Origin of the sequence: Stenotrophomonas maltophilia, from assembly GCF_900186865.1 — a bacterium.
Classification (GTDB): Bacteria; Pseudomonadota; Gammaproteobacteria; order Xanthomonadales; family Xanthomonadaceae; genus Stenotrophomonas; species Stenotrophomonas maltophilia.
Map to the genome: position 1 here is coordinate 611,024 of NZ_LT906480.1, position 22,356 is coordinate 633,379.

The window sequence follows — 22,356 nt, forward strand, 5'->3', positions numbered from 1 at the left end:
GAACTGCCGTGCTACGGGAACTGTGCTCACGTTGCGACTGTCCCCTGCAAGGCCAGTGCCGCCAGCGTCTGCCCCACCGCAATGCTCTCGTTGATCGAGCGATCTTCCGGGTAGTAGTAGGCGGTGTCCGCCATGAAGAAGCCCTGCAGCGGCGTCTTCATCGGCGGCAGCATGTCCTGGAAGCCCGGCGGGCAGATCGTCTGCGCGTACTCGTAGCGGTGGCAGTGCGTCGCCTTGATCCATTCTGGCTTGAACGCCGGATTGATCATCGGCAGGTAGCTGATCACCTCGTCGATCAGCTGCTGGTTGCTCCACTGCCACTTCGGCTGGGTCTTGGGCATGTAGTACGGCGCGTACACGATGTGCTCGCCCGGACCCTTGCCCGGATTGAGGTTGCTGTACTCGATCAGGCCCGGGATGGTGATGCGGTCATCACTGATGTTCATCCAGAAGTTCTCGCTGACCGGCTGCGACAGCTTCAGGATCACGCAGGCCACCGGGATGTTCTCGATGGCATCGACCTGCTCGGCGAAGACCTTCGGCAGTGCCGGCACCATCTTCGGCACGTACTGGATGGGGGCGGTCGAGACAACCGCGTCGTACGCTTGTTGCGCGCTGGCGGTGCGGATGCCGGTGACCTTGCCATCGACCGCCGTCACTTCCTCGATTGGCTGCGACAGCAGGATGCGGCCTCCCCGGCGCTGTACCTCTACGGCCATCTTTTCCAGCAGTACCGCCGAGCCACCCTCCAGGTAGCCCATGCTTTCATTGAACAGGTTGCGGCGCGACAGCGCCACGCGCTTGATGCGGGTGCCGATCCACGATGCCGACAGGTCGTTCTGGTATTCGAAGAACTTCAGGGCGAACGCCTTCTCCCACATCACCTTGTAGGCCTTGGGGCCGATCCAGCGGGTGATCCAGTCGCGGGCGTTTTCCTTGTCCAGCGCGGTCCAGTCCTGGATTCCCTTGGTGTGCATCACATGCAGGGCGTAGCGGACCTTGTCAACCAGGCCCAGATGCGGGAAGCCGAGCAGCGCGAACGGAGTGCCCCACTTGTGCAGCTTGCCCTGGTAGTAGTAGCCCATCTTCGTGTCCGTCCAGTGCAGGCGGTCGGACAGCTGCATCTCGTCGAGCAGCTTGAACAGCGGGTAGTCGGTCTTGCAGATGAAGTGGTAGTAGCGCTCGATGCGCAAGCCGTCGAAGTCGAAATCCGCGGACATGCCGCCGATGCGGTCGTCGCGTTCGTAGATGTCGACCTGGTGGCCCTGCTTGAGCAGCTCCAGTGCTGCCATGAGACCCATGGGGCCGCTACCGATGATGGCGAAATTGGGCATGTGAGGAACTCTTCGTCTGTTCTGTCGGATCAGCGCTGCAGCACGATATGGCTGTAGCGCGGGTCGGTGTAGCTTTCGCGGATGGCGGCTTCGAACGGGGTCTGCTTCACCCCGAACACCGCCTCGGTATCGACACCCTTGAAGTCGTCACCGGCACTGAGCGCCTTGAGCTGATCGGCGGTAAAGGGCGGCTTGCTGCTGAACAGGCTGTATACCTTCAGCAGGAAACCGAAGAATCCGATCGGGATGTGCACGATCACCGTGTGCAGCTTCTTGACCCGCTTGATGGTGCGGATGATGTCCACGTAGTCCACGCGGGTATCTCCGACAATATCGAATACTTGGCCGTCCGGTTCGGTCTCGATGCACTTGGCGATGCAGCGGCAGAAATCGCGTTCGTACAGTGGCTGGCGCATGAACCTGCCGTCGCCGGGAATCGGGAAGACCGGCGTACGCGCCATGAAGCGCGACAGCCAGCCCAGGTGCTTGGGGTCGAACCAGCCGAACATCAGGGTGGGGCGAAGCACGCAGTGGCGCTGGCCGCTGGCCACTACCATCTCTTCCTGCTCACGCTTGGTATTGGTGTAGTCGTCCTTGGCGACGGAATTCACCACCGAAGAGCTGATGTGCACCATGTAGGGCACGCCGGCAGCCTTGCAGGCGGCCAATACGTGCCCGGTTGCTGTCAGGTTGTTGCGTACGAACAGTTCGGTGGTCTTGCCGGTGATCTGTGCATGCAGCTGCACCACAAGTCGCGCGCCTTCGAAGGCGCGCGCCCAGTCGCCGGGCTCCGCAAGGTCGGCCAGGATCGTCTCTACGTCGGGATGCAGGCTGCGCAGGATCTCCAGGTTATGGGCGTGCTTGTCGATCGCCACCAAACGGGTATAGCCCTGCTGCTTCATCTCGACGATGAGGTTCTGCCCCACCAGGCCCGCGGCGCCGGTCAGGACGATCTTGTCGTTCTTGTCTACCATGGACGAATTCGAATGTTTGGAAAGGGATTCAGCGTGGCTTGTAGGCCACGACCAGAGCTTGCTTGCCCAGGATGTGCCAGGCGAGCGGAATCTTCAGGTACAGCGAGACCAGCCAGGGCGCCTGTGGCAGGCGGCTTTTGGTGGTGTAGGGCAGGAACTTCGGGATCACAACCCGGGGCTCGAGACCGGCCATCAGCACACCCTCGACCAGGCTCCGGTCGCTCAGCGCGGTGTGATGATCGAAATAGTCCCAGTATTCGTCGTACAGGAAGCGGATGTTCGGCTGCAGAATGATCGCACGGCCACCGGGTTTGAGCATGCGCGCGCTCTCGCGCAAGGTCTGCAGGACGAGATCCTTGGTCGGAAGGTGTTCCAGGAAGTTGCTCATGAACACGGCATCGACGCTGGCATCGGGTATCGAAGCCACCGCCGTGCAGCTCTCGTTGATGATGCGCACGCCATCAGCGGCGAACTGGCGGACATCGGGATTGAGGTCGACCGCGATCTTGCCCGCCGCCGGAATGTTGTTGATGAATTCGCAGTAGCCTGCGCCGATGTCGACCACTGTATCGGATGGATCCACGAAACGACTGAAGTACTGGCCACACAGTACCTGCCAGATCCGATTCTTGTTGGCGAGCTCTTCCTTTGGGAAGCGGTGCTGATAGAGAACGTCTAGGTCGCGATCGATATCGGGCATGCGTGAGATCCTCTCTCTTGCTGGGTCGACGTTTGAGTCAGAGCTTGATTCTGCGGAAAACGAATTCAGGAATGTTCTTGATGATCATCATGATCGCCCACCAGAACCCCGGCAGGTAGGCCACGGCCTTGCGCTTGCCGATGGCCTTCATAATGCCCACAGCGACCTTCTCCGGGGTCGCCCACAGGGCGCCCTTCTTGAAGGCTGCGGTCATCGGTGTATCGACGAAGCCCGGCTTGATCACCAGCACGTTGACGCCGGCAGGGCGCAGGCGCTGGCCAAGGCCGCTGAGGTAGGCGGTCACCGCTGCCTTGGCACTACCGTACAGGTAGTTGCTGGCGCGTCCACGATCGCCGGCCACCGAGGAAATGACCGCCAGGGTGGCACTCGGCTGAAGGCGCTGCGCCAGTGCAGCGGACAGGGCGATGGTGGAGGTGCCGTTGGTGGCGAACTCGCGCAGCGACAGGTTCACCGAGGCATCGCAGGCAGACTGGTCGGGCAGGGTGCCATGCGCGATGAGCACGGTGTCGACACCGCCCAGCGCGTTCCAGGCCGCATCGAGCAGCGCACTGTGCGCGCCTACATCGTTGATGTCGAGCACGCCGTACTCAGCGCGCTGCGCACCGCGCACCTGCAGGTCTGCGGCAATGGTGTCCAATCGACCGGCATTGCGACCGACCAGATAGATTGCAGCCGCGCGGGCGGCATACAGGCGGGCGACGGCTTCTGCAATCGCCGAGGTGGCGCCGATGATCAGGATCTTCTGCATGCTTACTCCATCACCCGGCGCCAGAAGCCGGACGAGAATCGGGGGTCGATGTGGCGGGAGAAGGCCTCCCAGGCCGGGTAGGCCTGCCGGAACAGCGCGCCGGACATGCGCGCATCCTTGGCCGGATAGACAGCGCCGCCGGCCTCGCTGACGATGCGGTCCAGGCGGTCGAGCATCTTCAACAGGTCGGCGCCGTCGTTGGGGAAATCCAGCGCCAGGGTGGTACCCGGGCGCGGGAAGGAGAGCATGCCCGGTGAGGGCCGGTCGCCGAACTCCTTCAGCACCGCCAGGAACGAGCCGCGACCGCTGCGGGCGATTTCGCCCAGCAGCGCCGCGGTGGCATCGTGCGCGATGGCCGGCGGCAGCACGCACTGGTGCTGCAGGAAGCCGCGCGGGCCGTACATGCGGTTCCAGTGGTTGATGCCGTCCAGCGGATAGAAATAGCTCTGGTAGTGCGAGACGTGGCGCGCGCGGCGTGCCGGCTGGCGCCAGTAATACAGCGTATTGAACGGGCGCAGAGTCAGGCGGTTGACCAGTGATACGGGCGGTACCACCGGCATGCTGCGGCGTGGCGCCGAGCTGGGGGCAGCGGCCTGTGCATTGCCCGGCGCATGGTCGCCGCGCAGGAAATGCCCGCGGCCCAGATGCTTGCCACTGGCAAGGCAGTCGATCCAGGCCACGGTGTACTCGAAGCCGCTGGCGGACTCCCGCGACAGGCTGAAGAACTCATCGAGGTTGTCGAAGCGGATCGATTCGGTCTCGATCCAGGGGCCGGGGACGCGTCGCAGCTGCAGTTCGGCCCAGGTGATGAAGCCTGTCAGACCGAGACCGCCTACGGTCGCTTCGAACAGTCCGCTGGCATCGCCAGGTGCCAGTTCCAGTCGCGTGCCGTCACTGCGCAGTAGCTGCAGCCGACGGATATGATGGCCGAACGTGCCCGCACGATGATGGTTCTTGCCATGCACATCGTTGCCAATGGCCCCGCCCACTGTGGCATAGCGCGTGCCGGGGGTAACCGGCAGGAACCAGCCGCTGGGCAGGGCGATGTCGATGATGTTGGCCAAGGTTGCCCCGGCTTCGCAGCGGACGATGCCGGTTGCCGGGTCGAAGGCGATGAAGCGGTCCAGCGCCCGGCTGGCCAGCAGGGTCCCATCCGGGTTCAGGCAACTGTCGCCGTAGCTGCGGCCATTGCCGTGCGGCAGCACGCTGCCATGGTCGGGCAGCGGCAGGCCATCCTCACGATCGAGCACAGGGACGACGCGTTGTTGTACGCGCGGGTAACGCCCCCAGGATGAGCCGCTGACCAGGGTCATATCGCGATCAGGACGATCAGTACGCACAGCGCGATGACGATCTGGCTGCCGCGGTCCAGGGCAGCGAACACGATCGGGTCGTCATGCATGTCGCCGCGGTGGGAGACGATCCACATGCGGCTGATCCAGTACAGCAGGATCGGGCACAGCAGCCACAGCAGCTTGGGATTGCTGTACAGCTCCAGGCTCTCCGGGCTGTTGATGTAAAGCGCGAACACCAGAACGCCGATGTAACCCGCAGCCGCGCCGAGCGACTGCACCAGCGGCAGGTCGGCCACCGAGTAGCCACGGCCGATGGCCATCTCCTTGCCATTGGCCAGGGCCGATGCCAGTTCCGTGTAGCGCTTGAGCATGGCCAGGCTGAGGAACACGAACATCGAGAAGGCCAGCAGCCAGAACGAGAGCTCCGAGCCGATCGCAACTGCGCCACCGATGATGCGCACGGTGTACAGCGCGGCCAGCATCACCACGTCAATCATCACGATGCGCTTGAGCTTCAGTGAATAGCTCAGGGTCATCACGTAGTAGCAGAGCAGTACCAGCGCGAACTCGGCACTGCACACGAAGGCCAGCGCAAAGCCGGCCAGGGTGATCAACGGCGCGACCAGCAGGCCATGCAGCAACGGCAGCGTGCCTGCCGCGAACGGACGCCTGCGCTTGCGCGGATGCATGCGATCCGGGGTGAGGTCCAGCAGGTCGTTGAGCAGGTAGACGCCGGATGCGCACAGACCAAAGGCCAGGAAGGCAACGCCGGCATCGGCGATGGCGGCCGGATCCAGGAAGCGGTGTGCGGTCAGCAGCGGCACCAGCACCAGCAGGTTCTTCAGCCACTGGTAGACACGCAGGGCCTTGATCCAGGTCAGCAGGTTGCCATTCTGCGCGGGCAGATGGGCCAGCACCTCGCTCTGCCTGGACGCCGCGCGGACGAGCCCCGCACCGTTGTTGACCACGATCGCGCCACTGGCATGCGCCCACACCTTCAGGTCGACCTGGCCGTTGCCCATGTAGTCGAAGCCGCGCTCGCCGAAGCGTTCGGCCAGCGCGTGGCCCTTGTTGCTGCCGGACAGGTTGGTATGGCCGTCACTGGCCATGACCTCCTCGAACAGCCCCAGGTGATCGGCGATGGGTTGCACCAGCAGCCGGTCCGAGGCGGTGCACAGCACGCGGGGACGCTGCGTGGTGGTGCGCAGGATCTCCAGCACGCGCTCGTCGTAGGGCAGCGTCTCCGCCGGCAGCTGCACCCGCGAGGCCAGCTGGCGCTTCACGTAGGCCTTGCCGCGCAGCAGCCAGAACGGGATCAGAAACAGGTAAAGCGGGTTGTCGGCGAGCAGCGCCAACAACGATTCGTACAGGATGTCCGAGCGGAGCAGGGTGCCGTCGAGGTCGACGCAGAGGGCGCGGGATGTGGTCACGTTCTGCATGTTTCCGCTTCAGCGAATCCAGGGGTATGCATGGCGGCAAGCTTCAGTTCTCGTCAGATCGGCGATTATAGCGGGTAGTCCCAGCAGTCCTGCTGGGTCCGACCGCAGCTCCGTCCGAGGGGCGCCCCTCGGACGTGGAGTAGCCGTTTCCCCTGGCCCCGCTTGTCGCTTATGGAGTCACATCCGTCAGAAGACGCTTGAGATCAAGGGGGCAGCCCGGGGTTCGCCCGGGGGGCGTCGATGGGTACTCGATGATAATGCAGGGTTGGGTCGTCCCATCCGGCTTTCGCGATTCCCAGAAGCTGATACCCCCACCCTCCCTTATCTCGAAGGACAGGGGCCCCGTTGTACCCGGGGGCACCTCCATGTAGGCATAGGCGTTGTCCTCGATGCCCGGCAGGTCCAGCGTAGCCAGGACCGATGGGGTCCCGTCCGCCAGCGGGGTTGTCAGTACGGCCACGCCCGGGTTGCTGCGCGCGTAGGTTGCCAGTCGCAGGCCAATCCGTCGGGGCGTCTCGTGGGTGTTGTCCGGGGTATGGGCGATGGCAAAGCGATCCCCCTTGGAAACGGGAGGGCTCACAGAGAGGTTGTCGTCCGCCTGAGCAAGAACTCCGATGCCTGCCGCTACGTCCTTGCGGACGTAGTACTGCGTGTGGGGCAGGCGGATGTAGTCGCGTGCCATCGCGTCTATGACGCACCCGCCGTAGCTTGCCCAGTCGTACTTTTCCCACACCTTCCACTCATCCAGCATGACAAGCTTGGGCCGGGTCTTTTCGATGTCCATGCACGGATCAATGCGTACCCCGAGCACCGGATGGTCCAGGTACTGCCGCTGCCACGGAAGATAGAAATAGTAGCCGGAGGCAGGGAGCCGTCCTGCGGCCAGGTACTGGTAGTTCTGGAAGGAATAGGCCAGGATTCTGTCGCCCGGGTCGGTGAGTTTCTGCGCGAGCTGCGCAAACTCGGTTGTTTCCGGAATTCTGCGATCGACCAGCAACTGGTCTTCCTTGGCGCCGCCAACAATCAGTCGAGCCGTCAGGATGCAGCACAACACCAGCAGCAGACTGTGCTGACGGGGGAACCCCGCTGGGATCAGATGCAGGAGCAGCAGAGGCATGGTGAGCGCGACGTAGATATAACTGAGGCCATGAATATCAAGGCCACGAATGAGCATCGACCCCAGCCCCAGTGCGACCAGGATCTCACGCCAGGGAAGCGCTGGACGTTTGCACGCGACAGCCGCAAGGGCGGTCACGATGACGCCCAGCAGAAGCAATCCTCCCAGGTCCGATGTTGCTGCGTGGAAGGCGTTTCCAATCAGCATCAGCAGGCCATGCCCCTGGTTGTACTGTGGAAGGAGTACGGCATTCAGGTAGACATGGAAGGCGAGGTATCCCCTGACGGAACCAGTCCACACGAGGAACACGAGGTTGAACGCGATGGCTGCAACGGACCCGCAGAGCACCTTGCGCCAGTTGTCCTTGTGCACGGATGCGACAAGAAACGCCATCGCTGCCGGAATGTATGTGATCGCAAGAAACGGGATCGAAGCGACCAGCGCACCTCCGACAATGGTCCTGGCCGTCCCGACGCGAAGCTCTCCTGCTATCTGAGGGAGCAACCAGGTCGAGAACGCTACGCTGAGCATGATTCCACAGAGCACCTGGTAGGAATAAGTGTGCCCGAGCCCAGCCGGCAATATCCCCGCATAGATGGTGGCAATAAGCAGCGTGTAGGTCACACGCACGATTGCATGCTGGTTCCGGATCAGTGGAGAAAACAGCAATGCGGCAAGGGAGACCAGCTGCAATATGGCAATCAGCGCGCGATGTGCGGCTATGGAGTGGCCGCCCGCCAACTCGACCAACATGCCCGGCAGGAACGTAAGCGGGCCATGATGGTTGAAAATTTCCCGATAGAGACTGCTGCCTGCAACCATCATCTTTGCGGCAACGATGGTTTCGGTCTCATCGGCAAATTCGCTGAAGTTGAGCAGCCTGAGCTGGTAGGCCACCAGCGCTGCCATCGATATGGTAAAGACAACCCATGCCGCAGTGGCCGCGGGGTCGGTGAAATGGTTCCGGATTGCACGAATCATCATGGTTTGTGCCCGATCGGCGGGTTGTAGCGGCCGGAGATCGCCGCAAGCAATACACGCAGAATCTGCAGGTTGCCCCTTACGCTGCTGATCTTGGTCGGGACCTCTCCCTCCGGATAGCGGCGTGCCGTGGGTAGTTCCTGGCAACGGAAGCCAAGGCGGGGCGCGCGATAGGAAAGGTAGGCCAACAGTTCGTATCCGTTGAATACATCGCGGAAGGTGCCCACGTCCGGGTGTTCCAGCAGTGCCCGGCTGTAGGCGCGGAAGCCCTGGGTGGTATCGGTCCAGTGGAAGCCGGAAAACAGGCTCAGCAGCGGCGCATGGACAAGCCGGATCGCGGCATGGCGCAACAAGGGGGTATTCTCGGCCACACCCCCCGCTATGAAGCGCGAGGCCTGCACGAAGTCCACGCCCTGTTCAAGTGCTTCGATGAAGCGGTGGATGGGGGAGGGCTCGTCCTTGTTGTTGCCATCGATGGTGACCACTCCGCGGTAGCCCGCAGCGAGACAGAAAGCATAGGCGCAGCGCAATTGCGCGCTGAGCCGACCGGGGCCGGTCTTCACGAGCAGTCCGGTGACACCGCAGCTCCGCAGAAAGGTCTCATCCAGGGAGCCGTCGCTGCTTCCACCGTCAACGATGATGATGTCGGCGATGGAGGCAGTGCCGATCTCATGCATCCGGGACAGCAGTGCGCGGATCCGCTCGCCCTCGTTGATCACGGGAATGACAACGGCATGATCGTGGCACTTGCTTTGCAGAAGTGTCTTTGTGAAGGCAGGTACCTGCCAATCCGCGCTGTGTCCGGCCGGGCTTGGGGGCGTGATGGGAGTGGTCATTGCAGAAGTCACTGTCGGCCTATCAGGGGGCGTGAACGGTAATCAGGACAACGCCGGAGAGTATCAATGCAATGCCTGCCACGGTTGTCCATGGCATCGGCTCCCGGAACGCGATCACTGAAACGCAAGCCACCAGGGCAATGGCACCTGCCGTTGAGATCGGGTGGGCAACATTGAGCGGAAGGCGTGCCAGTGACATGGAGTAGAGCAGGAAGGCGCCGCCGTACAGGGACAGGCCCGTCCAGAAGGGCCAATTGCGCAGGGCCCCCATCGGATCGGTGAGTGAGGGGAACTGCCTCGGCGCGCTTACCGCAACCTTGATGAGGGCGCTTGCGCCCGCATTGCATAGGATGCCGACGACCAGGATCAGCCACTTGTTCATGGCGATGCTCCAATAGACTGGGGTCGATAGTGATCGAGCACGAATTGCAAGGACGCCCTGATCGCATGCTCGCCCTCGGCTGGGCGCAGCATCTCGATCGTCAGCGGTATGTCGCCCATGTGTCGGCGCAATAGAATTGCCATCTCTGCATGATTGGTGTCCCGCGTACCCAAAGGTGCAAGTCCTGGCTCGCTCAGATGGACATGGCCGATTATGTCGGCGTGCCGCTGCAGCAGCTGTGCCGGCTCTTCTCCGTTGATGAAGATTGAACCGGTGTCGAACTGCATCCTGACGTGCGAGTGCCCTGTCAGGCGCACGACTTCGGCAGTCGCTTCGGTATGCGTCATGAAGTTCGCGCCATAGCATTCGGGATTGGGCTCAAGGCACAGGGTGATGCCCTCCAGTCGGGCGGCTTCACCCACGCGATGGAAGAAAGCCGCGCCAGCTTCGTTGGCCCGCTGCAGTGGCAGGGAGCCGCGGTCGCGATTGCGCGGCGAGCCAAAGACCGCGCGTGTCGCACCCAGGCCCGATCCGATCCGGAACACATGGCGAAGATGCTCAAGCAAGCGCAGCTGGACATCGACTGAAGCAAAAACGTTCAGGCCTTCTGTGCCGAACAGCAGCGATTGCATTCCGATGATGTCGATGCCGAGCGCTTCCCAGAAGCGCCTGACCTTGGCGACAGCCGCGTCGCTGGCTTCTGCAAACACCGGGAAGTACTTGCTGGGAGCAACGTCGATATGGCGAACGCCAAGGTCGGCAAGCAGCCGCCCGACAGCGTCATCCTCATCTGGATTCCACGCGATGTTGGAGATCGAGATGCTCATGGTGCCAGCACCGCAGTCGCAGGTTCGGTCTGATGGTAGGCGCGGATGGCCGTGAGCGTGGCGCTCCGATCATAGTGGTAGCCAGGGTTTCCCTGCGCGTCCCGGGCATGTCGGCTGAGCATGTCGTAGCGGGCAGGCGGGCAGTCGGACGTGCCATCGAACTGCAGGCCGAACACCTCGCGGGCGATCTCGCCGACGCTTATCGGGGCGCTGGTCAGATGGATCAGTTCAAGGTCCTGCTGTCGCGCAGCCAGAAGATCCGCGCTGAGATTCACCATGGGATAGAACTGGAACTGGGCACGGCTGTCGATGGCGTGCACATTGTTGTCGTTGTGCAGGTCGAAGATGATGTTCTTGCGCAGGCCTGGGCCGACCAGGCCTGGGAGGCGAACGATCATCCTGGACCTGAATCGTGATTCCACGAACTCTTCCAGCCGGCGCCGATGCAGGCCATAGGGATGCAACCCGGCCGTCATGACCTGCGTCGATTCGTCAACGCCGATCGGGTTGGCGAATACGTCAACCGTGCTGATCAACGTGAGATGGTCGCAGGTGATCGCATCCAGCGCCTTGATGAGTGCCTGGATGTTCCTCCAGTCGGCTTCCGGTTCGCGGTTGGCGATCCACTTCTGCGCGGGCGCGGCCGAGCAGACCACCGTGTGGTAGGCCTGGGCCGCGACCTCCTTGATATTGCTTCTATTGAACAGATGCTCGAACCGTGTCTGACGCTTCAGGGTGGAACCCACGAAGCCGGTATGGCCGATGAGCGCGTGAGACATCGAGTGCTCCTGGTGCCCGGATGCCCGGGCGGCTGTGCGGTTCGGATGTGGGGCGGTGAGCCGGCAACGGCGCGGGCCGGTTGTGTTCATCCTCCCCGGGGAGGGGGGGGGAAGGAGATCGTATCCAGATGGCCGATCACGTCGTAGATATTGTCGATCTTCCCACCCAGTATTGTTGAGTACCCTGGCAGCTGGGGATACGACTCGAACAGAATCGGGCGGCCATCGTCGCCTTCGTTCTTCACCAAGACCGTTTTTATTTCGAACAACGATTGCTGATGCACGGCCTTCGAAACACTCGGGAGATAGCGGGCGGCATCCCGGAGCATGTAATCGAACCGGCTTGAACGGGCATGGGATTCAAGTTCGACGTAGGGATTGCGCGCCGGCGTGTCGATCCAGGCCGTATGGGGCGTGTAGCGCACGTGGGACAGCGTGCTGGACTGGCGCGCGGGGAAGGGCATGATGGAGAAAAAGGGCCCGTCCATGACCGTGATGCCCAGCCCCTCCAGCGCGGGAGGAAGCTGGATCAACGCCATTTCGGTGATTTCATGCTTGAGCGAGGCGTGGCTGTGACCCTGTGGGCCACTGATCAGGTTGAGCCCTGCGTAGGTGCAGTTGAAGACCTGCTTGGCCGCCATGGATGTGGTGACGCTGCCTTCAGTGCTACGCAGGCACACGCGTATCGCATCGTTTTCCTTCTGTACGGCAGTCGCTTCGTATCCCATGCCCAGGTGCACGCCGGCGCCTGCCAGCTTGGCTTCAAGCAACTGGCGGATGCGCTCGGAATCGAAGCTGTACTCCTGCGCGATGAACGCCCGTTCGATCAGGTGCGGGTTGAACAACGTCGCCAGTGACGCCGGTGCCGGTTCCAGAGGGGCGTCGATCGTGCGGCAGAAGCGCACGAACTGGGAGGCCGTGACCTTCGAGTTGCGGCGGGCGATGGCATAGACCTTCAGGAAGTCGGAATGCACCGCTGACTCCCATTCCCGCATGAATCGGGGCAGGTTCACCCTGCTGCGATAGGCCGTGGTGAAGCTGCGGGGATAGTGGTAGCCATTATGGACGCGTGCCTGGTTGGAAAACGAGGCGCGTTGCATCAATCGGGGTTCACGTTCTATCAGAATGACCCGGCCCACGCCCCTCTCGGTGGCGAGATAGCTGGCAACCACGGCGCCATAGAAGCCTCCACCGATGATGATCGCATCGGCGTCCAGTGGCAGGGTCTCAGGCACGCCCGGGCGGTCCAGGCATGCCCGCAGCGCGCTCTACGTTGACGCGCTCAAGGCGTTCAAGGCGTGCGCTGGTGAATTCCTGGGCGACATGGAAGGACGGCCCCTCGTTGCTGAGTGCGGCCATGTGCAGGATGTACTCGCCCAGCACCAGCAGTACAAGAGAGATCAACAGGAACATCCCGGATTGTTGCAACGAAAGGCTGACCCATCCCGGTGCAACGTCGGCCTTGAAGATTGCGATGGCCAGGACATAGACGGAATAGAGCAGGTTGGCCAGTGCGCCGAAGGTCGACAGCATGGTCACCAGTCGCATGGGGAGCCGGGTGCTCGACACCAGCAGGCGCATGCCTCTATCGATGCTCTGCCCAAGCTTCTTTTCCGGGGCCGTTCTGGGCTCGTGCCGGTACGTCACGTTGGTCCGGGTGAAGCCTGCAGTGACGGGCAACAGGCGATAGATGGCGGCTGGTCGAGGATGTTGCAGGATGTAGTTGACGACCTTCTTGCTCATCACTCTGTACTGCGGGGCCTCCGCTCCGGGGTCAACGCCGTTGAGCCAGCGGAAGGCCTGATTGAATACGGCATTGGCCAGCCGGTATGCGAGGCCCAGACGAGGGCGGGCCTGATTGTTGGCAAAGACCACATCCGTTCCCGTGACTGCAGCCTCCAGCAACTGTGGGAGGATCGAAACATCATCGGTCAGGGGGTCAAGAACGGCGATGAAATCGCCGAGCGCGCTTTCGATGCCTGCCCAGGCCGCTGTTTCCCAGGCAACGCTCTGGGTCAGTGCATAGACCTGCAGGTTGGGCAGGCCGCCTTCGCGGGTGAGCTCCCGCAGGCGAGCGATGCTCCCATCGGTGGATCCATTGTCCACCACGACGAGTTCATAGTCGGTGGCCAGTGCCCCGAGGCGGGTCACGGTCTCCGAGAGCAGCGACGCCAAGTGCGCGTCGTGATTCCGTATCACGTACACGACGGAGATGAAGGCTGAAACGGATGCAGTCACGCCATCTCCTTAGGTGCGCAGAATGTGGCCAATTGCGTCGTGGTTTGACGATTATAGCCCGATCAGCACAGGTCTCAGAGCCCGATTTCCTTCAAGCGGTGGCAGGCGTGCGCGCCTCCAGCGCAACCGTCGCGGCCATCCCGACCGCCACCGCCAACCACAGGCTGGCCAGGCGTATACCGATAGCCGCAGCCAGCGCCGTATCCAGGTCCGCACCGGATGCGGCCAGCATGAGCACGATCGCTGCCTCGGTGGTGCCCACCCCGCCGGGAACGAAGGAAAGCGCGCCGATCAGCATCGCCAGCGGGTAGATGGCCAGCGCGTACTGCCAAGGCAGAACGATCCCCAGCGCGTAGCACAGCCAGGCGAAAGCCGCCGAGGTCAGTAGCCAGGCCGCCAGGCCACAGGCGGTGCTGGCTGCGGTCAGCCCGGGACGCAACAGCGGGCGCAGTGAGGTGGTACCCGCCACCAGAAAGCGCGCCAGCCTGCGCACCGGCTGGCCGGGGAGCCGGTCGATCACCGCGATGGCCGCGCGCTGTAGCGGGGAAAGGCAGGCAACCAGACACAGGGCCAGCACCAGGCACAGCACGGCGGAAGCGAGCAGGCCAAAGAGGGGGATCAGATGCGCTGCGCCCAGGCTCAGTGCAGTGATCACCAGTAGATCCAGCGCTCGCTCGTAGATGAAAGTGGTCAGCGTGACCTGCGCGGGAACCCCCAAGCGGGAAAAATAGCGGATGCGCAGAAGCTCCCCGGCCTTGCCGGGGGAGGCGGTGAACGCAAAGCCGGCGAGATAGGCGAGCAGGCCGGCACGCCAGCCCGTGGGCTGGCCCTGTGCCCGCAGCAGCATGTGCCACCGCAGGTGGCGGAACCCGTAACTGGCCAGCACCAGGGCCACGCAGCCACACAAGGGGAGTGCCAGCGCCTGCAGGCGGGTCAGGATCTGCTTGTCCCGGTCGACATACCACAGCCCCAGCAGATAGATGCCGGCTACCAAGGTCAGCCAGGCCAGGGCCCGTCCGCGGCGGATCGGCCTGGTTGTGGCGGAAAGCATTTCGGACACGGGAGCGGCACCTTCTTCAGCACCGGCGGGAAGGTCACGGCCGGACGGGGCGCGATCCTATCACCGTAGCTACCGGCGCCGTGCACGCCGGTAGCTGCGCCCATCTATTCGGCGGCGCCGATTACCAGATCCATGGCCTTGTAGCGGTCGATCAGTTCGGTACCCGCTTCGAAGGCGGCAACGTCCGCCTCGGGTACATTGGGCCGGGCGTAGACCAGACCATTGCGCGTGAGGTAATACTCGTCCTTGCCCATGCTGGAGATCCGATCCAGCGCGCACTCTTCGAAGAAGGTGCAGCCCAGGAACAGGGTGTTGGCGTTCCGTATGCCAAGCAGGCTCAACAAGGTCGGGGCAAAATCCAGTGAATTCTTGTAGTCGGCATTGATCTTGCGGTGCTCGACACCCTTCCAGTAGATCACCAGTGGAATCGGATCGATGAAGTAGCCGCCGACATCCGGGTCGGCCTGCTGTGCCGGCGGATCGGGGAAGGTCGAGTGGTCGGCAGTGATCACCAGCACCGTGTTCTCGTGCAGGCGGCTGGCCATGAATCGCTGCAGGAAGTCGCCGATGTTGTGGTCGTAGGGGTGGAATCGGTTCAGTACCTGATTCCCCCCGTCACCGTACTTCTGCTCGCCATCAAGGAACGCATGCGTCTGGAAGTTGTAGGCCGCGGCGAAGAACGGCCTGTCCCGGGGCTGTGCCTCCAGATCATCGAGCATCGCGCTGAACAATTGCGGATCGGAAAGATACTTCGGCCGTTCCTCGTCCGGCGTGGTGCGCAGGTGTTTGTCGAACAGGTAGTCCCTGCCCAGTGTCGCGTCGAAGCCCAACGTTTCGATCATGTTGTTGAGGAATGCCTGCTGCGACAGGAAGAACAGGCTGTGGTACTGATGCGAGCGCAGCACGTCGGGAAGGCTGGCGCGCGATATCGCGGTAATCTCGCGGGAAACATCGCGTTGGCCGATGCCGGTGCCATCCTCGTAGAATCCATCGATTTCCTGGTGGCCAGACGTCAACTGCCCGCGCAGGCCGCGGAACGTGGCTGCTGTATGGTTGTAGTAGTTGCGCACCATCAGCGATCCACCGGCAAATCGATCCAGGTTCGGCATCAGGTCGGCATAGGCTCCGCCGTAGCTGCCCATCCAGCGTGCCGACATGCCTTCGGTAAAAAGGACAATGACGTTGGGGCGCGGCGGCAGACCGGCGATCATGTCCTCGGGAAAGCCCTGCTCGTAGACGGTGCGCCGTGAAAACTGCGTCCGGACGGCAGTGAGCTCGCTGCTGCTGAGTCGTGTCTGCGAGCTCATTCCCGCGTACATGATCATGGAGTGAACCAGTGAGGACACGGGTGATTCGCCGCGTGCGACGGTAATGCCGCGAGCCAGCGGCTGCTTGTGGATCATGCCGGCGTAGGCGATGGCCAGGATGCCTACGCAGGCGAAGATGCCGCGCCTGGAGTAGCGTGGTGCTACACCGCGGTATCGATAGGCATGCGCCGCGAATGCCGCAAGATAGCTGCCCAACAAGACGTAGATGCCGTTGAACGCGATCAGGCCCGCAACCTCTCGATTGGCAAGCGCGATGGGGGGAATCAGGCCGCCGGAAATCCAGATCGAATACATCTGGGCGATGTAGATCGAACCCATCGCGGCCGGAATCAACAGCGCAGTGGCTTTCGCCACACGATTTCGAATATCCAGTGCAAGCTGCGTGATGAGCTCGATCAGTGCCAGTTCCACTGCGAACGTGGCCGCGACGTAGAACAGGTCCGGCAGACCGAGAAAGGGGTGCATCCGATTCAGGAGGACGCAGGAAAGCACCGCTGCAACGCAGGTTCCCCATGTGGGTGAACGTGGTTGGAAAGAAGGAAAGGTAACGCTCATCAGCTGTAAGGAAGAATTTCCGTGAATTCTTCCGCGGGGCCTCTCTTGGAAAGGAAACGGAGGCCAGGATGCGCTTCAGCGCTGATGCCCTCAGTGCTGGTCAGGTACCCATGGCGGGCCGGATCATAGGCCTTTCTTCACGTTATTTACACATTTATGACTCAGTGGCTAGATGCTGTACCAGCACCGCGCTGATACAAACGGATTCAAAGTTGCGCATGCTGCTTGCCGAATCTGGTGGAATTGGTTGGAAAATGTGATTGAGTCGATTTTCGGGCGCAAAAAAGGGCCGGAATCGACTGATTCCGACCCTCTCCAATGAAACGCTGTATTCCGGCTTAGAGCGCCTTTTCCAGCTCCGGCAGGGTCGCAAACAGATCCCCCACCAGGCCGATATCGGCGATCTCGAAGATCGGCGCGTCGCCGTCCTTGTTGATGGCCACGATCGTACCGGCGTCCTTGATGCCGGTCAGGTGCTGGATGGCACCGCTGATGCCGACGGCCACATACAGTTCCGGCGCAATGATCTTGCCGGTCTGGCCGACCTGCAGGTCGCTGGGCACGTAACCGGCGTCGACCGCGGCGCGCGAAGCACCGACGGCGGCACCGAGCTTGTCGGCCAGCTGGAAGATGACCTTGAAGTTCTCTTCCGAGCCGACGCCACGGCCGCCAGAGACCACGCGCTTGGCGCTCTGCAGGTCCGGGCGGTCGCTGGCACCGGCGGCCAGGCCGATGAAGCGGGTATGGGTCGGCAGGACAGCATCGACGCTGGCCGCTTCAACGGCGGCACTACCGCCCTGGGCGGCTTCCGGCCACGACGCGGCGCGCACGGTGGCGACCACGGTCTGGTCGGCCGGGGCTTCCACGGTGATGATCGCGTTGCCGGCGTAGATCGGGCGCTTGAAGGTGTGGCTGCCTTCGACGGTCATCAGGTCGGAGACCTGGTTGACGCCGAGCAGGGCGGCCACGCACGGCATCAGGTCCTTGCCGAAGGTGGTCGACGGGCCGAACACGTGGGTGTAGCCCTTGGCCAGCTGCGCGATCTGCGGTGCCAGCACCTGGGCGATGGCCTGCGCGTTGGCGGCGTTGGCCACGGTCAGGACCTTGGAGACGCCACTGATCTTCGCGGCTTCAGCGGCGACGGCAGCCGGATCGGCGGCCAGCACCACCACGTCGATGCTGGCACCGCTGATGGCGGCGGCGGCACTGACGGTCTTGGCGGTGGCGGCGTTGAGCTTGCCGTCGTGGTGTTCGGCGATGACGAGAATCTTGCTCATTACAGCAGCCCCTTCTGCTTGAGTGCGGCCACCAGTTCGGCCGCGTCCTTGACCATTACGCCCTTGCTGCGCTTGGACGGCGCGGCGTACTGGGTGGTCCTGAAGGTGTCGGCGGCTTCAACGCCGAGATCGGCCAGTTGCAGGGTCTCCAGCGGCTTGGCCTTGGCCTTCATGATGTCCGGCAGCTTGATGAAGCGCGGCTCGTTCAGGCGCAGGTCGGTGGTGACCACGGCGGGCAGGTCCACTTCCAGCGTTTCCAGGCCGGCGTCGACTTCACGGGTCACCGTAGCCTTGCCGTCCGCGATCTCGAGCTTGCTGGCGAAGGTCGCCTGCGGACGGCCCCACAGCGTGGCCAGCATCTGGCCGGTCTGGTTGGCGTCGTCGTCGATGGCCTGCTTGCCCAGGATCACCAGGTCCGGCTGCTCCTTCTCGATCAGCTTCAGCAGGGTGCGCGAGGCGGTCAGCGGCTGGATGGCCTGGTCGGTCACCACGTGGATGGCGCGGTTGGCACCCATGGCCAGGCCGTTGCGCAGGTGCGCCTGGGCGTCGGCCGGGGCGATGGTGGCGACCACCACTTCCGTGGCGATGCCTTTGTCGCGCAGGCGCAGGGCTTCTTCCAGCGCGATTTCATCGAAGGGGTTGGGGGACAGCTTGACGCCGTCGGTGACCACGCCGGAACCGTCCGGCTTGACCTGAATGCGGACGTTGTAGTCCACCACGCGCTTGTACGCGACGAGGATTTTCATCTGGTACGGGGTCCTTCAATAACGGGGAGAACGTCCGGTCCTGCAACAGCAACCGGTTCGGGGGTGGGATCCCGATTCTAGCTGGCTTGGGTCGACCATGCGAATGCGTATGGTTTTGCTGCGGCGCGGCAAAAAAATGCCCGATCCAGCGCTCCGTTCACGCCATGCAGGCAGTCGTGAAGACGAACGACATGTATCCTGTGCCGCTGTGCCGGGGCGCCCACAGGCGCTCCGTGGATGAATTTCGATCAGGAGAACAAGTAGTGCCCACATGGCTTGTCACCGGCGGCGCCGGATTCATTGGCGGTAACTTCGTTCTCGAGGCCGTTGCGCGCGGCGTCAAGGTCATCAACCTCGATGCGCTGACCTACGCCGGCAACCTGAAGACCCTGTCCAGCCTGGACGGCAACCCGAATCACGTGTTCGTGCAGGGTGACATCGGCGACAGCGCCCTGGTCACCCGCCTGCTGGCCGAGCACCAGCCCGATGCGGTGCTGAACTTCGCGGCCGAGAGCCACGTCGACCGCTCCATCGATGGCCCGGGCGCCTTCATCCAGACTAACGTGGTGGGCACCCTGGGCCTGCTGGAAGCCGTGCGCGACTACTGGAAGGCGCTGCCGACCGAACAGGGCGCGGCGTTCCGCTTCCTGCATGTGTCCACCGACGAGGTGTACGGCACCCTGGGCGAGACCGGCAAGTTCAGCGAAACCACGCCGTATGCCCCGAATTCGCCGTACTCGGCGTCGAAGGCCGCCTCGGACCACCTGGTGCGCGCCTTCCACCACACCTACGGGTTGCCGGTACTGACCACCAACTGCTCCAACAACTATGGCCCGTACCATTTCCCGGAGAAGCTGATCCCGCTGGTGATCGCCAAGGCGCTGGCCGGCGAGCCGCTGCCGGTGTACGGCGATGGCAAGCAGGTGCGCGACTGGCTGTTCGTGTCCGACCACTGCGAAGCGATCCGCACCGTGCTGGCCAAGGGCCAGGTGGGCGAGACCTACAACGTCGGCGGCAATTCGGAAAAGCAGAACATCGAAGTGGTGCAGGCCATCTGCGCACTGCTGGACCAGCGCCGCCCGCGCGCGGATGGCCAGCCGCGCAGCAGCCAGATCACCTACGTCACCGACCGCCCCGGCCATGACCGCCGTTACGCGATCGATGCCTCCAAGCTGAAGAACGACCTGGGCTGGGAACCGGCCTACACCTTCGAGCAGGGCATCACCTTTACCGTTGACTGGTACCTGGACAACCAGGAATGGGTCAACGGCGTGCTCGACGGCAGCTACCGTCTGCAGCGCATCGGCACCGCGGCCTGAACCCAGGAGACACCATGACCCAGCGCAAGGGCATCATCCTCGCCGGTGGCTCCGGCACCCGGCTGTATCCGATCACCAAGGGCGTCAGCAAGCAGCTGTTGCCGGTGTATGACAAGCCAATGATCTACTATCCGCTCAGCGTGCTGATGCTGGCGGGCATCCGTGAAGTGCTCATCATCAATACCCCGCACGAACAGGCGTTGTTCCAGCAGTTGCTGGGCGATGGCTCGCAGTGGGGCATGGATATCCAGTATGCGGTGCAGCCCAGCCCCGATGGGCTGGCCCAGGCGTATCTGATCGGCAAGGAGTTCGTCGCCGGCAAGCCGAGCTGCCTGGTGCTGGGTGACAACATCTTCCATGGCCATGGCCTGCGTGAAGTCCTCAAGCGTGCCGATGAGCGCGTGGACGGTGCCACCGTGTTTGGCTATTGGGTGAATGATCCGGAACGCTATGGCGTGGCCGAGTTCGACAAGAGCGGCAAGGTCATCGACCTGGTGGAGAAGCCGGAGAATCCGCGTTCGAACTATGCAGTGACCGGCCTGTACTTCTACGACGGCAACGCCAGCGCGCATGCCGCCGAACTGAAGCCGTCGCCGCGTGGCGAACTGGAGATCACCGATCTCAACAAGCGCTATTTGGGCGAGAGCAACCTGCACCTGGAAGCGCTCGGCCGTGGCTATGCCTGGCTCGATACCGGCACCCACCAGTCGCTGCTGGAAGCCTCCAACTTCATCGAGACCATCCAGACCCGGCAGGGCCTGCAGGTCTGCTGCCCGGAAGAAATCGCGTTTGGCCAGGGCTGGATCACCGCCGAACAGCTGGAGGCACTCGCCGCGCCGCTGATCAAGAATGGCTACGGCCAGTACCTGCACAAGCTCGCCCTGCGTGGAGTTGTTCCGTGAAAGTGATTGAAACCAAGTTGCCTGGCTGCGTGGTGATCGAGCCGGCGGTGTTCGGCGATGCCCGTGGCTACTTCTTCGAAACCTGGAATGCCGAGCGCTTCGCTGCGCTGGGCCTGCCGGATCGCTTCGTGCAGAGCAACGTCTCGACGTCGGCCAAGGGTGTCCTACGCGGGCTGCATTACCAGTGGCCGCGGCCGCAGGGCAAGCTGGTCAGCGTGCTGGAAGGCGAGGTCTATGACGTGGCCGTCGACATCCGTCGCGGCTCGCCGACCTTCGGCCAGTGGGAAGCGGTGGTGCTGAGCGCGGAGAACAAGAAGCAGTTCTGGATTCCGGAAGGCTTCGCCCACGGCTTTGCCGTACTGTCCGAGCGCGCGGTGTTCAGCTATCTGTGCACCGAGGTCTACCTGAAGGACTTCGATGCCGGCGTGCGCTGGAACGATGCCGATATCGCCGTGGACTGGCCGATCAGTGCGCCGATGTTGTCGGCCAAGGACGAGAATGCCCCCTTCCTGAAGGACATCGCCGAAGACCGCCTGCCGGTCTACGTGCCATGACCGTTCTGGTCTTCGGTGGCAACGGCCAGGTCGGCCAGGAGCTGCTGCGCGCGCTGGCGCCGCTGGGCAAGGTGGTCGCGACCACCCGCAGCGGCACTCTGCCGGATGGCAGCGCCTGCGAAACCGCCGATTTCGGCCAACCTGAAAGCCTGCCGGCCCTGCTGGATCGGCTGCAGCCGTCGATCGTGGTCAACGCCGCAGCCTACACGGCTGTCGATCGTGCCGAACAGGAGGTCGACGCGGCCTTTGCGGCCAATGCGCAGGCTCCGGGGGTGATCGCGCGCTGGTGTGCGGCGCATGGCGTGCCATTCGTGCACTACTCCACCGATTATGTGTTCGATGGCCAGGGCACGGTGCCATACCATGAGGACGAACCGACCGCACCGCTGGGCGTGTATGGCACCAGCAAGCGTGATGGCGAGGATGCGGTGCGTGCGGCCGGTGGTCGCCACCTGATCTTCCGCACGGCATGGGTGTATGCCTCGCATGGTGCGAATTTCCTGCGCACGATGCTGCGCGTCGGCGCCGAGCGCGATCAGCTGCGCGTCGTCGCCGACCAGGTGGGCACGCCAACCCCGGCGGCATTGATCGCCGATGTCACCGCGCAGGCGTTGCAGCACCCGGGCCAGTTGTCCGGCACCTGGCACCTGACTGCCAGCGGCCAGACCAGCTGGCATGGTTTTGCCGAGGCGATTTTCGCCGAATCGCTGGCTGCGGGCGTGCTGGTGAAGGCACCCTCGGTCGAGGCGATTCCCAGCTCCGAGTATCCGACGCCGGCCAAGCGCCCGGCCTGGTCGGTGCTGGACAACCGCAAGCTGCAGCAGGATTTTGGCATCGTGCTGCCGGTGTGGCAGGATGGGCTGAAGCGTGTGATTGGTGAGGTTGCTGCGATCCGCGGATGAGACAGCGCAGGTAACGGGGCGCGTCTGCGAGCAGGTTTCGCG

The 22,356-nt window shown here is 63.1% G+C and carries 21 protein-coding genes; 4 read left to right on the top strand and 17 right to left on the bottom strand.

Features of this window, described 5'->3' with window-relative positions; translation table 11 throughout:
- Window positions 1–26: 26 nt before the first annotated feature.
- The 17 genes from CKW06_RS02910 to CKW06_RS02990 form a co-directional block, all read right to left on the bottom strand.
- Complete coding sequence (locus CKW06_RS02910; protein ID WP_024957349.1) at window positions 27–1,334, bottom strand: NAD(P)/FAD-dependent oxidoreductase; 1,308 nt, start codon at window positions 1,332–1,334, stop codon at window positions 27–29.
- Window positions 1,335–1,363: 29 nt separating this feature from the next.
- Window positions 1,364–2,308, bottom strand: a complete 945-nt coding sequence (locus tag CKW06_RS02915; protein WP_012479067.1) for an NAD-dependent epimerase/dehydratase family protein — start codon at window positions 2,306–2,308, stop codon at window positions 1,364–1,366.
- Window positions 2,309–2,336: 28 nt separating this feature from the next.
- Window positions 2,337–3,008 carry a class I SAM-dependent methyltransferase gene (locus CKW06_RS02920; RefSeq protein WP_012479068.1) on the bottom strand — a complete coding sequence of 224 codons (672 nt, stop codon included), beginning with the start codon at window positions 3,006–3,008 and terminating at the stop codon, window positions 2,337–2,339.
- A 37-nt stretch (window positions 3,009–3,045) separates the two neighbouring features.
- Complete coding sequence (locus CKW06_RS02925) at window positions 3,046–3,777, bottom strand: SDR family oxidoreductase (protein WP_012479069.1); 732 nt, start codon at window positions 3,775–3,777, stop codon at window positions 3,046–3,048.
- 2 nt (window positions 3,778–3,779) lie between these two features.
- Window positions 3,780–5,084, bottom strand: a complete 1,305-nt coding sequence (locus CKW06_RS02930; protein ID WP_024957348.1) for an FAD-binding oxidoreductase — start codon at window positions 5,082–5,084, stop codon at window positions 3,780–3,782.
- 2 nt (window positions 5,085–5,086) lie between these two features.
- Entirely contained in the window at window positions 5,087–6,511 is a 1,425-nt protein-coding gene (locus CKW06_RS02935; protein ID WP_024957347.1) for a UbiA family prenyltransferase, read from the bottom strand.
- 169 nt (window positions 6,512–6,680) lie between these two features.
- Entirely contained in the window at window positions 6,681–8,609 is a 1,929-nt protein-coding gene (locus CKW06_RS02940; protein ID WP_143569532.1) for a hypothetical protein, read from the bottom strand.
- The gene (locus tag CKW06_RS02945; RefSeq protein ID WP_024957346.1) at window positions 8,609–9,445 is read right to left on the bottom strand and encodes a glycosyltransferase family 2 protein; all 837 of its coding nucleotides are present in this window, start codon (window positions 9,443–9,445) and stop codon (window positions 8,609–8,611) included. The genes CKW06_RS02940 and CKW06_RS02945 overlap by 1 nt, the downstream gene beginning before the upstream one ends.
- Window positions 9,446–9,467: 22 nt before the next feature.
- The gene (locus tag CKW06_RS02950; protein WP_012479074.1) at window positions 9,468–9,827 is read right to left on the bottom strand and encodes a DMT family transporter; all 360 of its coding nucleotides are present in this window, start codon (window positions 9,825–9,827) and stop codon (window positions 9,468–9,470) included.
- Window positions 9,824–10,654 carry a sugar phosphate isomerase/epimerase family protein gene (locus tag CKW06_RS02955; protein WP_012479075.1) on the bottom strand — a complete coding sequence of 277 codons (831 nt, stop codon included), beginning with the start codon at window positions 10,652–10,654 and terminating at the stop codon, window positions 9,824–9,826. The genes CKW06_RS02950 and CKW06_RS02955 overlap by 4 nt, the downstream gene beginning before the upstream one ends.
- Window positions 10,651–11,433, bottom strand: a complete 783-nt coding sequence (locus CKW06_RS02960; protein WP_012479076.1) for an NAD-dependent epimerase/dehydratase family protein — start codon at window positions 11,431–11,433, stop codon at window positions 10,651–10,653. Before CKW06_RS02960 ends, CKW06_RS02955 begins: the two co-directional genes overlap by 4 nt.
- Before the next feature lie 86 nt (window positions 11,434–11,519).
- A complete protein-coding gene (locus tag CKW06_RS02965; protein WP_012479077.1) occupies window positions 11,520–12,668 on the bottom strand; it encodes an FAD-dependent oxidoreductase in 1,149 nt (382 codons plus the stop codon).
- Window positions 12,661–13,671 carry a glycosyltransferase gene (locus tag CKW06_RS02970; protein WP_012479078.1) on the bottom strand — a complete coding sequence of 337 codons (1,011 nt, stop codon included), beginning with the start codon at window positions 13,669–13,671 and terminating at the stop codon, window positions 12,661–12,663. Before CKW06_RS02970 ends, CKW06_RS02965 begins: the two co-directional genes overlap by 8 nt.
- A gap of 91 nt (window positions 13,672–13,762) precedes the next feature.
- Window positions 13,763–14,722 carry a lysylphosphatidylglycerol synthase transmembrane domain-containing protein gene (locus tag CKW06_RS02975; RefSeq protein ID WP_076738516.1) on the bottom strand — a complete coding sequence of 320 codons (960 nt, stop codon included), beginning with the start codon at window positions 14,720–14,722 and terminating at the stop codon, window positions 13,763–13,765.
- Window positions 14,723–14,835: 113 nt separating this feature from the next.
- Complete coding sequence (locus CKW06_RS02980; RefSeq protein ID WP_231910881.1) at window positions 14,836–16,614, bottom strand: LTA synthase family protein; 1,779 nt, start codon at window positions 16,612–16,614, stop codon at window positions 14,836–14,838.
- Between the two features lie 338 nt (window positions 16,615–16,952).
- Entirely contained in the window at window positions 16,953–17,891 is a 939-nt protein-coding gene (locus CKW06_RS02985; RefSeq protein ID WP_024957343.1) for an electron transfer flavoprotein subunit alpha/FixB family protein, read from the bottom strand.
- On the bottom strand, window positions 17,891–18,637 hold the full coding sequence (locus CKW06_RS02990; RefSeq protein ID WP_024957342.1) for an electron transfer flavoprotein subunit beta/FixA family protein: 747 nt from the start codon (window positions 18,635–18,637) through the stop codon (window positions 17,891–17,893). Before CKW06_RS02990 ends, CKW06_RS02985 begins: the two co-directional genes overlap by 1 nt.
- Window positions 18,638–18,900: 263 nt before the next feature.
- Here CKW06_RS02990 and rfbB point away from each other — a divergent pair, with 263 nt between their 5' ends.
- From rfbB to rfbD, 4 genes are read left to right on the top strand one after another with little or no spacing between them, the layout of a single operon-like run.
- Complete coding sequence (gene rfbB / locus CKW06_RS02995) at window positions 18,901–19,956, top strand: dTDP-glucose 4,6-dehydratase (protein WP_012479083.1); 1,056 nt, start codon at window positions 18,901–18,903, stop codon at window positions 19,954–19,956.
- A 14-nt stretch (window positions 19,957–19,970) separates the two neighbouring features.
- Window positions 19,971–20,858: a glucose-1-phosphate thymidylyltransferase RfbA gene (rfbA, locus tag CKW06_RS03000; RefSeq protein ID WP_012479084.1), complete on the top strand. Its 888-nt coding sequence runs from the start codon at window positions 19,971–19,973 to the stop codon at window positions 20,856–20,858.
- On the top strand, window positions 20,855–21,412 hold the full coding sequence (rfbC, locus tag CKW06_RS03005; RefSeq protein ID WP_024957341.1) for a dTDP-4-dehydrorhamnose 3,5-epimerase: 558 nt from the start codon (window positions 20,855–20,857) through the stop codon (window positions 21,410–21,412). The genes rfbA and rfbC overlap by 4 nt, the downstream gene beginning before the upstream one ends.
- Window positions 21,409–22,314 carry a dTDP-4-dehydrorhamnose reductase gene (rfbD, locus tag CKW06_RS03010; RefSeq protein ID WP_024957340.1) on the top strand — a complete coding sequence of 302 codons (906 nt, stop codon included), beginning with the start codon at window positions 21,409–21,411 and terminating at the stop codon, window positions 22,312–22,314. Before rfbC ends, rfbD begins: the two co-directional genes overlap by 4 nt.
- The last annotated feature ends 42 nt before the right edge of the window (window positions 22,315–22,356 follow it).

Coding starts and splice junctions, on each gene's coding strand:
- CKW06_RS02910 (WP_024957349.1), bottom strand. CDS start 1,334: ATGCCCAATTTCGCCATCATCGGTAGCGGCCCCATGGGTCTCATGGCA.
- CKW06_RS02915 (WP_012479067.1), bottom strand. CDS start 2,308: ATGGTAGACAAGAACGACAAGATCGTCCTGACCGGCGCCGCGGGCCTG.
- CKW06_RS02920 (WP_012479068.1), bottom strand. CDS start 3,008: ATGCCCGATATCGATCGCGACCTAGACGTTCTCTATCAGCACCGCTTC.
- CKW06_RS02925 (WP_012479069.1), bottom strand. CDS start 3,777: ATGCAGAAGATCCTGATCATCGGCGCCACCTCGGCGATTGCAGAAGCC.
- CKW06_RS02935 (WP_024957347.1), bottom strand. CDS start 6,511: ATGCAGAACGTGACCACATCCCGCGCCCTCTGCGTCGACCTCGACGGC.
- CKW06_RS02940 (WP_143569532.1), bottom strand. CDS start 8,609: ATGATTCGTGCAATCCGGAACCATTTCACCGACCCCGCGGCCACTGCG.
- CKW06_RS02945 (WP_024957346.1), bottom strand. CDS start 9,445: ATGACCACTCCCATCACGCCCCCAAGCCCGGCCGGACACAGCGCGGAT.
- CKW06_RS02950 (WP_012479074.1), bottom strand. CDS start 9,827: ATGAACAAGTGGCTGATCCTGGTCGTCGGCATCCTATGCAATGCGGGC.
- CKW06_RS02955 (WP_012479075.1), bottom strand. CDS start 10,654: ATGAGCATCTCGATCTCCAACATCGCGTGGAATCCAGATGAGGATGAC.
- CKW06_RS02960 (WP_012479076.1), bottom strand. CDS start 11,433: ATGTCTCACGCGCTCATCGGCCATACCGGCTTCGTGGGTTCCACCCTG.
- CKW06_RS02975 (WP_076738516.1), bottom strand. CDS start 14,722: ATGCTTTCCGCCACAACCAGGCCGATCCGCCGCGGACGGGCCCTGGCC.
- CKW06_RS02980 (WP_231910881.1), bottom strand. CDS start 16,614: ATGAGCGTTACCTTTCCTTCTTTCCAACCACGTTCACCCACATGGGGA.
- CKW06_RS02985 (WP_024957343.1), bottom strand. CDS start 17,891: ATGAGCAAGATTCTCGTCATCGCCGAACACCACGACGGCAAGCTCAAC.
- CKW06_RS02990 (WP_024957342.1), bottom strand. CDS start 18,637: ATGAAAATCCTCGTCGCGTACAAGCGCGTGGTGGACTACAACGTCCGC.
- rfbA (WP_012479084.1), top strand. CDS start 19,971: ATGACCCAGCGCAAGGGCATCATCCTCGCCGGTGGCTCCGGCACCCGG.
- rfbD (WP_024957340.1), top strand. CDS start 21,409: ATGACCGTTCTGGTCTTCGGTGGCAACGGCCAGGTCGGCCAGGAGCTG.